Genomic DNA, 13292 nt, shown 5'->3' on the forward strand with positions numbered 1-13292 from the left:
TCAAACGGGTATGGCTGCGTGCAGCAATTGCTGAATCTGTAATTCAAAGGAATTTCATGGAAAGCTCATCAAGCTCTGACCGAAGCCTGATATCTCCGTATTTTGCAGCTATGGGAGAAAATATTTTCATCGTATCTTCCGCCCGCCATTTCCAGGTAGATGGCTCCACAAATTCTATGGTGCGCATATTGTGGAGCCGGTCGGCCAGAGCGATCAATGCCCCTCTCTCATCCGGACATTCATGCCTGCCTTCAAATTCCCGGTACGCCAGAAGGACATCCAAAATCCTTTCTCCGGCTTTCTCTTCCTTTAGTCCTTCTTCCCAGATACCAGTTTCGGCATCGTGCAGAAGTCCGGCATATACAGTTTCCTCATCGGCTCCCATATCTGCAAGAATCAAAGCAACATTTAAGGGATGAGTGATATAGTCTTCCCCCGAATACCGTTTCCGTCCCTTGTAGCAGAATGATGCCAGCTCATAGATTCTGTTTAAATTCTCCTGATCATGTTCTGTTCCATTTTCTATAAGTGTCCGGCAAAGAATTTCCCACAACTCCTCCGGTTTTTTATAAGGCTCCATTGACTTTATATATAATTCCAAGTGATCCCTTTCTCCTTCCATAGAAGCATCACGAATATAGAGCGCTCTTAAGAGAACAGGGGCATACCCGAACTGACCGCAAAAAGCTTTGGTAAAACCGCTGTGTGTCTCCCAGCCATACTCCAAGGCTGCATCTATGATCCTCTTTCCCCTGCGGATTTCTCCGGCCGCCGCAAAAAGACGCCGTTGTTTTACGAACTCCATGGGCGAAACTCCCATTTCCGCCTTAAAACGTCTGGAAAAATACCAGGGAGAATATCCTGCCCATGCGGAAATGCGTTCCACTGACAGTTCTTCCTTTAAATGTTCGTCTATATAGACCGCGCATGCTAGTACCCAGTTCTCCTTTTCCATCCTGACCGCTTCCATTATTTTAATTTCCACGTGGTAATTTGATTATAATTGAAAAAGAAATATCCCGCTATTCCAAAAATGCCCTATTTCCCTTTGGGTTTGCATCCTCTTCATGAAGCGGCTAAAACTGCTTAAGCAAAACTGGTATGTATAATTTTATCCAAATTGGATATTTATAAAATGCCAGTTTTTCTATATGATAGGTTTAATATGAATTAAAATGACCTGCAAGAGAGGAGAAGACATGAATAATAACAGAACAAAAAAGATCGTTTTCAGCGCTTTGATGGCAGCTCTTACCACTGCAGCAACTATGGTAATACATATACCATCTGCATTCAGCGGCTATATTCATCTGGGGGACGGGATGGTATTGCTAAGCGGCATGCTCTTAGGACCTATGGCAGGTGCCGCCGCAGGAGGGATAGGCTCTATGATGGCGGATTTGCTGTCCGGTTACGCTTTTTATGCACCCGCTACCCTGATCATTAAGGCATTGGCGGCATTTTTAAGTGGATATTTGTATAAACATCTGCCTTCCCGTGGACCAACGAGGGGCTTTCGGGTACTGCCTTTTTTAGTCGCCGGAGTGGTTTGCAGCACAGTGGTTACAGGCGGATATTTTGTTTTTGAACTTGCAGTATACAGCTGGCCGGCAGCCATTTCTAATGTTCCATTCAATTTGGTGCAGAATTTATTCAGTTTAATTGCAGCCGGAGTTTTGCTTCCTATTCTTTTGCGTGTTCGTGAGATCCGGGAACTGAATCGAGAGACAGCCTCGTAACAGAAAAGGAAGCCCTGGGATCTGATCTCCTGGGGCTTCCTCTTTTTGCATTTAACCTCAATATCCAACCCTTTCGATCCCTTGTTTTCATCACTTCCAAGACTTCCAGAATTATACCGTCTATCTTAGATTTGAATAAGATGTTCGAAAGGTACATTTATGAATTATTCAATCTGTTTCAAGATTAATAATCGGTAATCGATCCAACTGTTTGAATAAGTAGGTTTCTCCATCCAGCTTAATTATAAATGTCTGCTTTTTTCCATTATATAGTACTTTAGTATTATGAAACTTAGAACTATTGATAAAATGTTCATTATCTGTTCCCTTAGAATAAGTCCCTTTGTCCATTTCATCATAATCATAATAATAAAATGTATAGTTATCATTCAGATCAAATACCATTGATGCAAAGGGAAGCTCATCACATGTGTAAGTTCCTTGCAAAATTGGAGATTCTTTCACTGAATATAGGGATAATATACGAATAAGAAAAATACCAGTTATACATATAAATATAAAAGAAAGAAGTCCAACCAAGCTTTTTTTATTTACTTTCATGCTTTCACCTCCTAATATAATGCCAGTTTTATGTTTGCAGTTTATAGGCCTATATCTATATAACGTACAAGCAAAAAAAAACGTGACAGTTTTTTTATATTATATATCTTTTCATTGTGAAAAGTAAGTAAGCTTGCACAGTTCCGCTCAAATTTCCTTCTCTGCAGCCAGGCCGACCCATTATTCGCTTTGTTACTTATTTCACACAATAGCCGGAGCCTTCAGAATTCCTTCCGAAAGCTCCGGCAAAAATATTAATGCGAATAACATTCGTCCAAGTGCTGATGAGCACTAGTATCGGATTCATTCTGCTTTTCCTCTGCTTTAATAATCCAGCAAAGATGCGGCCTCCTCGTCCATGATGACTGTATAATTAGGATGCAGCTGGAACACACTGGCAGGAACCTCTGGCGTTACCGGGCCGAACAAGGCTTTTTTTGAGATTTCTGCTTTGTGGCTGCCATTAATGATCATGATGAGATGACGGGCATTCGTTACAGTTTTCGGCCCAAATGTCACATAATGATCCGGACTCGTCTCTCTTTCAAAATATGAAATAGGATATTTCTCTTTCGTTACCATACGGGTCTCCATGCCGAAATGTTCTACCGTACCTGCAAGATTTCCACAGAAATGTCCATCCGTACCGAGCCCCATGATGAGCATATCTAATCCGCCATCCTCTTTAAGTTTCTTATCGTAATCTTTCCAGTTCTTTGTATCCAGAACGTGAACCAGCCCCCTGGGCACCTCAGCCTGATCAAAAAACATACGGTTTAAATCATTCATGGTTACACCGGTTTCCTCCCCCTCCCTCGGTATCTCATCAAAGTTATAAAAATGGACATGTTTAAAATAGGGATTTCCTCTATATTCCTCTTTAAGCAGCTGATACAGGCGTTCCGGGGTTTTTCCTGCCGTAATGGAAAGGTTGACCCTTCGGTTATCCCCTGTGTACATATGAGCCAGTACATGAGTAAGGGACATCTGGCTCATGGTTTCATAGTCCTTTGTGATAATTAATTGCATATTAAAATACTCCCCTCTTTTTTTATAATTGCTCTCCGTTGGTCTCGATTACCTTCTTATACCAGTAAAACGATTTCTTGGGTTTTCTTTCAAGAGTCCCTTCATTGTCATCATCCAAATCAATATAAATGAACCCATAACGCTTTGCCATTTCAGAAGTTCCAGAAGAAATACAATCCATGGATGACCAGGATGTATATCCAATCACATTGGCCCCATCACGAATGGATTCCTTGATCTGTTCAATATGGCAGCGAAGATAATCAATGCGGTAATCATCCTGGATGCTGCCGTCTGCTTCTACAATATCCTGAGCGCCAAGGCCGTTTTCGACTACCATCATTTCGACTCCCGGATACCGGTCGGCAAAGCAGCTAAGCTGATAGCGCAGTCCCATGGGATCAATCTGCCAGCCCCATTCAGAGGCTTCCAGGTAAGGATTTTTTAGCTGCCGGCTTAAGTTCCCGTCTGTTGTTTCCCAGCCCTCCTGCTCTACGCTGGATATGCTGGTTGAATAATAGCTGAAAGTCAGGTAATCGACCGTATATGTTTTTATCAGTTCAAAATCCTTATCCTCCGTCTCAAGTTGGATCTGATGGTCATCAAAGTAACGGAGCGCATATCCAGGATACTCTCCCCTCATGTAAATATCCGTATAAAAATAGCAGTCCAAATGCATGTCATGCTGCATCTTCATCACATCCTCCGGCTTGCATGTACCTGGATAACGGGTAAATGGAACCACCATGCAGCCCATCCTGGCATTAGACCTTGTCTCTCTTAAATATTTGACAGCTTTAGCGGAAGCGACAAACTGGTTATGAGCGGCCTGGTAGGTAGCCTGCTCAAATTTATCTCCCCAATCCTCCCGGACGATGCCGGTTGAATAAAAAGTATTAAAGCGGGTACCGTTCATTTCATTAAAATTGATCCAATAAGTGACATAGCTTCCATATTCGTCAAAGCAAACTTTGCAGTAACGAACAAACATATCAATCAGCTTACGATCAGCCCAGCCCCCATATTGGATGACTAGATGAAGAGGCATCTCAAAATGGGAAAGAGTCACAATGGGTTCCATTTTATATTTCATCAATTCTTTAAACACCTCATGGTAGAATCCCACTCCCTCAGGATTAGGCTCTAACTCATCACCATTTGGAAAAAGCCGGCTCCAGGCAATCGACATTCGAAAGGCTGTGAATCCCATTTGGGCACACAAGGCAATATCCTCCTTGAAATGGTGATAATAATCTACACCATGTCTCTTGGGATACAGTTCCTCCCCAACGTAGCCTTCTGCTGCATTTATCTGCTCTTTTGTAACATTTTTATACTCTATTCGTGGAACTTCCTTTCCCTGCTTCATTGCCACATCTGCAACACTCAGGCCCTTCCCTCCTTCGCTGCAGCCACCCTCTATCTGGCATGCTGCGGACGCACTTCCCCATAGAAATCCTATTGGAAAGCCGTTAGGTGCATGTTTTAACATATCCATTCTCCTTTCCTTATTACTGTCCATTCTCTTTGGACATAGAGGTATACCAATGCTTCTATCTGACAGTTAATATCTTTTCACCTGCAAAAATAGGCCCATTTTCAAATTCAGGCTGGATATTCCTATAAGCCGGGGTATTGGAAATCACTACAATAACCGTGGTATCATAACCAGCTGCTGCAATCTGTTCCCGGTCAAACTCAATAAGAGCATCTCCTTTTTTCACCTTATCCCCTGCCTTACATCTGGCAGTAAAGAATTCCCCTTCCAGTTTGACCGTATCAAGTCCGATATGAATAAGTACTTCCGTACCATCCTCCGTAATCAGACCAAGTGCGTGGTTGGTATGGAAAACTGTATTGACCGTACCATCCCCAGGAGCGACAACCAAGTTTTCACTCGGAACAATTCCGATACCTTCACCTAATAATTTGCTGGAGAATGTTTCGTCATTAATATCCTCCAGTTTACAAATCTGCCCACTGACAGGGCTGAACACCAGATGCCCTGGTTCTGTTTTCCCCTTAGCCGCTTCGACTTCAGATATTCCATTGGTTAAAACCACGTTATCATTCAGCTTAAACACAGTTTTTCCAAGAAACCACGTAATTCCGAATGTAGACACAAACATTACAATCAGGCCGAAAACTATGGATAGGGGCTTGTCCCCCATGAATATCGGGGTTGTCAATAGACTGGGCAGCCCTGATGAAAAGGCCTTCGCCCCCATCATGGTACTTACCATACCCCCAAGGCCACCACCTAAGATACAGCCCACCAGAGCTGCCCGATATTTAAAGATAATTCCATACAGAGCAGGCTCGGTAATACCTAAATAGCCTGAAATGGTGGAAGAAGTTGCAATCTGCTTACTCTTCCGGTCTTTAACAAGTACAGCAACGGCAAATGCGGCGGTTGCCTGGGACATGGTGGATATAAAAGTAGCCGGGGAAATTATGGTATATCCAAGGGTTTCTAACTGCATATACTGAAGGGGGCGGACGGCATGATGCAAACCTACCAATACCAGCAGCGGGCGAGTCGAACCGATCACAAAACCTGCGATTCCAAGATTCAAGTTTATCAGCCACTCAAGGCCATTTGACACATAAGTTGTCAGGTAAGTAGCCAGAGGTGCGATTAATATTAAGTTTATTGGAATAACAATCAAAAAAGTCAACAGAGGAACAAATATAACGGTAATCATTGATGGCAGATGGTCATCCAGCCAGCCATATACCTTGCTCATGAACCATACCGCCAGTATAATTGGTATAACACTGTTTCCATAATTAATCATAGGAATAGGTATTGCCCCGAAAAGCCTTACCGGATCTTCCCCAACCTTTGCTATGATATTGGGATCCAACATGGCAGCAGCTATCCCCATAGCCATGTAAATGTTGGTATTGAAACGCTTGGCAGCCGAAACTGCAAGCAGAAATGGGAAAAAATAAAGGGATGAATTACCGATTACCGTAAGCAGGAAAATAAGTGGGCTGTCACCCGGCAAAATGTGCAGGGTAGTAAACATATACCGGATACCCAATATCAAACCGCCGCCGATAATAGCGGAAAGCGGTGCAACCAATATGGCAGTCAGTGTTGCAAGCATACGGTTAAAAATACTTCCTTTCTTCTCTCCGGCGTTATCCGTGAAATTTTCTCCTCCGGCAATCCCCGGATACTGCTTAATGATTTCCTTATATACCTTGGATACGTCATTTCCGACGATAACCTGGTACTGGCCTCCCTGCTTCTGGACACCAAGTATGGAAAGTTTCTTTAATTCCTCTTCACTGGCTTTATTGTCATCCAATAAGAAAAACCGAAGCCGTGTCATGCAATGGGACAAAGACTTGACATTTCCTATCCCGCCTACATGCTCTATAATTTTTCTTGCTAATTCTTCTCGTTCCATTTTTCTCCTCCATTTACATTATAAAATTGCAATTTTCCATCTGCCTGACTGGTGCGCGCTTTCACAGCCAAATAGCAGATTTTTAGTTCCATCAAAACCTCATCGGAGCACGATGCCTTCTGCAGCCGCACTTCCTCTGCGCAGAGCAGGGGATAATGGCAGAACATAATATAAACAAAAGACCCAGACCTGTCTGACAGTAATCCACTGTCAGGCAGGTTTGGGTCTTGCCAGCCGAACTGTAACGAATCCCTTATTTATTTACCTTTTTTACTAAATTAATAATATGCAGCATTAAGAACATTTTCTCTGTTTCGGATGTTTCCCATCTCTGCCTCTCATAAATATACTGGGCAATCTTGTTCGCACATTCGTAAGCCTGGGAATCTGCTTTACGGACTGAGTCAATAATCTCCCTTTCTGTAGAGGCGACCTCCTCACCTTTTAACCGTCTCATCAAATAATACCTTACATGAGTTATAAAACGGTTAAAGAACACGCTGTCCTCATCAAACTCACACTGATAAAAATACTTAACCAGTTTTAAAATAGAATTTGTCATTTCCGTGATCCCAAAAATCTCCTCACCTGTTACACTATCTATCTGTGCATTAACAATGTGAAGGGCAAAAAATGCGGCTTCGCTGTCAGGAAACTGCGTCCCTAAATCAGCCTTTATAATTTCTAATGCCTTAATGCCCATCTGGTATTCTCTGGAGTAGAATTTCTTTATCTCCCATTCCAGCGGATTTACTATATCCATCTGGATTTCGCGACGCTTAAGGGCAAACGATAAATGATCAAGTAAGGAAAAGAACATATTGTCATTTAATTCTTTAAACGTCTCCTTGGCCATATTTACAATTTTAAACACTGCCCTTAACTCATTTGGTCCACACCCCGTCATAAGGGCTGCCATTTGAGTGAACGTCATGTTGTTTTTAGGATAAAAGGTTTTCTCAATCTTGCTTTTATCTATTTTATTACCAGGGTAAGCCTGAAAACCAATGCCTTTCCCCACCAGAACCATCTGCTGTCCATCCTCTGAAGCCAAAAGTACATTATTATTGATACGCTTTTCTACATACAATAAATTCACCTTCTCAAATAAAAAAGGCCAAGATCATGTAAAACCGCAGCTAAAATTATTATCTGCAACCTTACATCATCCTGGCCAGGCCTGCCGAACAGTAACACTTCCAGTAAATCGTATTTCTTTCACTTATTATACTAAATCAAATATATTTCGTCAAGATTTTTAATACAGATTTCTCATATTATTTTTTATAGTACATTTTTTTTGTGCATTTAGCACAGTTCCATGTCGTTTTTCTTATCATTAGCACACAAGTAATCTCTGTATCATTCAGCGCTGCTAAAAAGGAAGCCCTGGGATCTGATCTCCCGGGTGCTCCCCCTTTTTGCGTTTAGCTTAATATCCATTTAAAACTTCATCCCTCGTGGGTATCGAAGGTGCTGCACCGGCTCTGGATACTGCAATGGAAGCTGCCTTTGCCGCATGATCCAAAGCCTGTCCGGGAGCTTCTCCCAGAGCAAGTCCCCCTATAAAATAGCCGGTAAAGGTATCTCCGGCCCCTGTTGTATCAACCACCTGTACCTGATAGATTTCCTGCTCAAACACCTGATCGCCGTCTTTGTATAAAGAACCATCTTGTCCAAGTGTCAAAAGAATCTTTGCGCCCGGGAATTTTTCAGCCAGCTGACCCAGGAGTTCACTGCCGCTACCGGATTTTTGACAGATATCCCCGGCTTCAATCTCATTCAATATAAAAAACTCCACATAATGAAGAGGGTAACTCCATATTTTGCGGTTCATGGGGGAAGGATTCAAAACGATTCTCATTCCTTTCCCGTATGCCTGCTCCATAATATATCCAACTTCGTTAATTTCGTTTTGAAGAATGAGAAAATCCCCTTCCCCAAACTCATTTAAAACATGGTCCACCTGATCCTTTGTTATTTCCTGATTCGCTCCGCCATATAAAAGGATGCCATTTTGCCCTTCCTGATTCTTTTGTATTATGGCATGACCAGTCTTATTCTTTACCCGCTTAATATTTCTTGTATCTATGTCGAACTGCTCCAGCTGCTGGGTCAATATATCACCGTCCAGTTCCCCGACCGCTCCTGCATGCCAGACTTTGACGCCGCTTTTGCTCAGTGCCAGAGACTGATTGAGGCCTTTTCCTCCGCAAAATATCTCCAAAGAATCAGAGGATATGGTTTCTCCCTCTCTGACAAAATGTTCCACCTGGTAAACATAATCAATATTCAAAGAACCAAAATTCAATATTTTCATAGATTGCACTCCTGTCCAATTCCCATAGTACTGCTTCTTATAATCAATTTCGGTTCAAATACCGCAATCTTATTATCTACTTTTTTCTTTTTTATCAGGGAAATCAGCCGTTTGACTGACTCCACTCCCATCTCATATACAGGCTGTCTGACCGTTGTAAGAGGAACCGCCATCATTTCCGCATATAAAACATCATCATATCCTACCACTGATATATCTTCAGGCACTTTCTTATGATATTGGGACAGCTGCCTGCACACTCCAAAAGCTGATAGGTCGTTGCAGGCAAATACCGCCGTATATCCATACTGCATCAGCGCTGCTACAGCACGCTCCCCGCATTCCATGGTATAATCACCTTCATAAACCAGTCTTTCATCAAAAGGAATATGAAATTCCTGCAGAGCGCGGGCATATCCTTTCAATCTTCTTTCTGAATCTGCCAAATTTGCAGGACCTGTTACACAGGCGATCTTCTTATGGCCAAGCTCTGCCAGATGTCTCGCTGCCAGATACCCTCCCATTTCATGATCCAGGATAACTTCTGCGCAGTCCACATCCGTAAGAAAGCGGTCCAGAAGCACAAAGGGCAGCTGCAATTGTTCCAATAAGCGAACCGATTCTTTACCGGCTGTCTCATCACTTTCTCTGGACATGACATAGATGATTCCGTCTACACCCTGATCAGCCAGAAAATGGATATATTCCATGTCCCTCATATGGAGATCGTTGGTGTTGCACAAGATCAGTGTTCTGCCATACTCCCTGCAGCACTCCTCAATCCCCTTTACCATATTGGCGTAAAAGATATTTCCGATATCAGGAATAATAAGGCCTATGGTTTTGCTTCTCTTTTTAACAAGACTGACTGCCAGCTGATTCGGCCGATAGTTAAGCTTCTGTGCCGATTCCATAATCCGTTTTTTTGTATCCTCCGGTATCTTATGGGCTTTCCCATTTAATACCAGAGATACCGTCGTCACAGATAGTCCTGTGTCATTCGCAATGTCCTTAATTTTCGCTCTCATCCTCAATCCTCGCTGATGCCATATTTGTCAATGCCCGTACTGCCTTAAGGTAATCCGCGATGCGTACACATTCATTGGGCTTGTGCGCCATATCTGCCGAACCTGGCCCAAATAAGACGGTCGTTAGCCCTTCTTTTCCTTCCGCCAGTATGGAGGCATCCGTAAAGTAGGAAATTCCTGAATAGGCTTCCTTAATTCCGGCAGCCTCCATACTCTTTACCAGCCGGGAAACTCCCCAGGAAGCCTTATCCGCTTCAATGCTTATTCTGTGATTCTTAATTGTGGTAGTCAGACTGGGGATTTCTCCGGATTTCCGGCAGATGTCCTGAAATACCGTCTCCAGCCGGCAGAGAATCTTTTCATAAGTAAGTCCCGGTACAGTCCGGATATCTATTAAAACAGTGCACACATCCGGTGTCATGTTTGGTTGTATCCCTCCCTGGATTTCTGTAATCTGGGCAGTAGCGCTTCCAAGTACCGGATGGTCATGTCCACGGATCCAGTCTATCAGACGCTCGGCCGCTTCATATGCACAGGTGACTGCATTGCAGCCTTCTTCCGGATATGCCCCGTGACTGGTCTTACCTATTACTTCCAATTCTAGCCAGATACAGCCTTTTTGTCCGATCCCCACGGTACAGCCCGTAGGTTCTCCAATCAGTAAAGTCGATGCTTCCATCATATGTCCGCCGGAAATGATGGCCTTTGCTCCGGTCCCTCCCCGCTCTTCGTCACATGTCCCCAGAAACTGGATGGGGGTTTCCGGCTTCTTTCCAGCCTCCCCCAGCATACCGAGAACATATACCATGGCAGCCAGTCCGCTCTTCATGTCACTGGCTCCCCGCCCAAAGAGGAAACCGTTATGTATCACCGGGGTCCATGGCGGCCGGTCCCAGCTCTCAAGCTGACCGTAGTCCACCGTGTCCAAATGTCCATTCCAGATCATTCCCTTGTCCGTATCATATCCCGGGAGCAGGGCAATTACGTTTCCCCTTCCTTCTCCGATATCCTGAACAAAAGCCTTCAATCCACGGTTATTTAAGTATTGGCAGATATATTCTGCAGCCGGTTTCTCTCCGTCTTTTCCGTTGACGGTCCTGATTCCCATCAAATCCTTTAAAAGCTGTACCGCTTCCTCTTCCCAGCCTTCCTTCTTCATTCCAATCCCTCTATTTCTCCGTCAGCCAGTCAAGGATCCCCTTCCAAAGCTGATTGTAATATTCCCACTCACAAAATTCCGGCGGAGCCCAGTGAGGGGCGCAATCCGTGGTAAATGCCGCACTTCTTCCTTTTCCATAGGTTCCCAGTGCCAGAAACGGATCATTTTCTATGGTAACGGGTACAATTGCTTCCGGCTTTGCCACTGTTTTATTGTACCCCAATACCTCCGGCCAGTCCGACGGAAGTCCGGATATGGCTTCATGGGATTCTTCTACAACAGGCTTTGCACCGTCGCAGTGTTCCATTCTGTCATCCACAGTCAAAACCTCCACAGGAAGAACTTCCTGGACAGCGGTATCATGCCACTTTCCCTTTGCATCTACGCCGGAGAATGTCATATATCCCCCGATCATTAAAAGTGCACCTCCATCCAGAACATAATCCCGGATCAGCTTACAACGGTCCGGCATCTTACGGCTGTGTGTAAATGTCGCCACTGGAAGCAGCAGGGTATTTGCTCCGATATCGGACAGAATGACCCCGTCATACTGCTTTAATTCTTCCATAGTGAATGGAAATTCGTCCGATGCCAGGTGATTTGGAAGGAACGTCACCTCATAACCAGCTTTCTCCAGTGCCTTTTTCAGCCACTTTTCTCCTGTCTCATAGGAAGAGGTATAAAAAGAATCAAACCCCTTTACATGTGTAGTATAACTCATCCAGGATTCTCCTGCCAATAGTATTTTCTTATTCATCTGTCCTGTCTTCCTTTCCCCATTCTAAAATCAATTGTGCATAAATATGAATTGCCTTAAGATATTCTTCTATCTGAATATACTCATTTACGGAATGGCATTGTTCCAGATTTCCGGGTCCAAACTGTATGGTTGGACAACCGGCTATATTCCTCCACAACCTGGAGTCACAGCCAGCCGGTGAGCCCTTTATGGCCACTGGTTTTCCCTCCGCTTTTTCAAACGCTCTTTCAAAGCTGTCTACAAACGGTCCCTTTTCCATCTCAAAAGGACCTCCTGCCTGATATATACTGATTTCCGGCATATGCTCCCGCAGCCATAAATCACTTTCTGCCAGACGTTTGATCTCGTCTGTGACCTCAGCTACCACCTGCTCATGGCTCATCAGGCCAGGAAGGTAGTGGATGCACATCTCAAATTCACAATCCCCGGCAACCGTGGATCCCGCGCTTCCTCCATGAATGGTCCCTACGTTTAAATTAGGTGCAGGAAGAAGGGGGTGCTTAAGGCCAAGCAGCCAGCCATGCTCCAGTTCATTCAGTCTTTCTATGATCTTTATTGCCTTTTCAATGGCGCTCACACCCAGCCATTTTGCGCCGGAATGATTGGATTTCCCGGTGACCCGAACTTTCATAAAAACAAATCCCATATGAGCCAGAATCAGTTCTCCGGATGTTGGTTCACAGACCACCACTCCATCTGCCCGTTTTCCTCTCATAACCGCCTGAATGGAGCCGTTGCCGCCTCCCTCTTCATCACACACCGAGCAGATGTGGACGTTAAGAGGTAGAGAGAGACCGGCATCCTTTAAAAGCTTTATTGCCATGACGGATGCCATAAGGCCCCCTTTCATATCCGCAGCCCCCAGGCCGAACAGTTTTCCCTCTGCGATTTCCGGAGCATGAGGAGGCACATTCCACAGGGATTCATCCCCCGGAGGCATGGTATCCATGTGGCCGTTAAACATCAGGCTCTTGCTTCCCTTCCCTTTAAAAACAGCATAGACATTATAGCGGTCCTTATAGTCATGACCAGGATTGCCTTCCCCATATGTTTCTATAGAGGCTGCGATCGTCTCTTCGGTCATGGGATCTCGTTCTATATGATCCGCTCCCATCTCATCCAACAGCCGGATCAAATATTCCTGCCCCTCTTTTTCTCTTCCACCTGCAATCCCATGTCCAAGATCCTGGGTATCTATGGCAATCAGTTCTGATAAATATTTAACATATTCTTCCCTGTTGCTTTCCAGTACTTCTTTTAACCTTTCCATCATCCAC

Annotated in this window: 12 protein-coding genes; 1 reads left to right on the forward strand and 11 read right to left on the reverse strand. The window is 44.1% G+C overall.

Annotated elements, in window-relative coordinates; translation table 11 throughout:
- Positions 1–43: 43 nt before the first annotated feature.
- Entirely contained in the window at positions 44–955 is a 912-nt protein-coding gene (locus RT269_RS00575; RefSeq protein ID WP_313180066.1) for an HD domain-containing protein, read from the reverse strand.
- A 244-nt stretch (positions 956–1199) separates the two neighbouring features.
- Here RT269_RS00575 and RT269_RS00580 point away from each other — a divergent pair, with 244 nt between their 5' ends.
- Entirely contained in the window at positions 1200–1739 is a 540-nt protein-coding gene (locus RT269_RS00580; protein ID WP_313180067.1) for an ECF transporter S component, read from the forward strand.
- Between the two features lie 168 nt (positions 1740–1907).
- On the opposite strand, the gene RT269_RS00585 is transcribed toward RT269_RS00580, so the two are convergent.
- From RT269_RS00585 to RT269_RS00630, 10 genes are all read right to left on the reverse strand, one after another.
- The gene (locus tag RT269_RS00585; protein ID WP_313180068.1) at positions 1908–2300 is read right to left on the reverse strand and encodes a hypothetical protein; all 393 of its coding nucleotides are present in this window, start codon (positions 2298–2300) and stop codon (positions 1908–1910) included.
- 324 nt (positions 2301–2624) lie between these two features.
- On the reverse strand, positions 2625–3329 hold the full coding sequence (locus RT269_RS00590) for a glucosamine-6-phosphate deaminase (protein WP_313180069.1): 705 nt from the start codon (positions 3327–3329) through the stop codon (positions 2625–2627).
- Positions 3330–3351: 22 nt separating this feature from the next.
- Entirely contained in the window at positions 3352–4821 is a 1470-nt protein-coding gene (locus tag RT269_RS00595; protein ID WP_313180070.1) for a glycoside hydrolase family 1 protein, read from the reverse strand.
- Positions 4822–4882: 61 nt separating this feature from the next.
- Entirely contained in the window at positions 4883–6748 is a 1866-nt protein-coding gene (locus RT269_RS00600) for a glucose PTS transporter subunit IIA (RefSeq protein WP_313180071.1), read from the reverse strand.
- 253 nt (positions 6749–7001) lie between these two features.
- Positions 7002–7838: a PRD domain-containing protein gene (locus tag RT269_RS00605; protein WP_313180072.1), complete on the reverse strand. Its 837-nt coding sequence runs from the start codon at positions 7836–7838 to the stop codon at positions 7002–7004.
- 342 nt (positions 7839–8180) lie between these two features.
- Positions 8181–9068 carry a ribokinase gene (locus tag RT269_RS00610; RefSeq protein ID WP_313180073.1) on the reverse strand — a complete coding sequence of 296 codons (888 nt, stop codon included), beginning with the start codon at positions 9066–9068 and terminating at the stop codon, positions 8181–8183.
- Entirely contained in the window at positions 9065–10096 is a 1032-nt protein-coding gene (locus tag RT269_RS00615; protein WP_313180074.1) for a LacI family DNA-binding transcriptional regulator, read from the reverse strand. Before RT269_RS00615 ends, RT269_RS00610 begins: the two co-directional genes overlap by 4 nt.
- On the reverse strand, positions 10080–11255 hold the full coding sequence (locus RT269_RS00620; protein WP_313180075.1) for a M20 family metallopeptidase: 1176 nt from the start codon (positions 11253–11255) through the stop codon (positions 10080–10082). Before RT269_RS00620 ends, RT269_RS00615 begins: the two co-directional genes overlap by 17 nt.
- Before the next feature lie 10 nt (positions 11256–11265).
- Positions 11266–12012 carry a glutamine amidotransferase gene (locus RT269_RS00625; protein WP_313180076.1) on the reverse strand — a complete coding sequence of 249 codons (747 nt, stop codon included), beginning with the start codon at positions 12010–12012 and terminating at the stop codon, positions 11266–11268.
- Positions 12005–13288, reverse strand: coding sequence for a M20 family metallopeptidase (locus tag RT269_RS00630; RefSeq protein WP_313180077.1), 1284 nt, complete (start codon positions 13286–13288; stop codon positions 12005–12007). The genes RT269_RS00625 and RT269_RS00630 overlap by 8 nt, the downstream gene beginning before the upstream one ends.
- Positions 13289–13292: the final 4 nt, after the last annotated feature.

Source organism: Lacrimispora sp., from assembly GCF_032078915.1.
Classification (GTDB): domain Bacteria; phylum Bacillota; class Clostridia; order Lachnospirales; family Lachnospiraceae; genus Lacrimispora.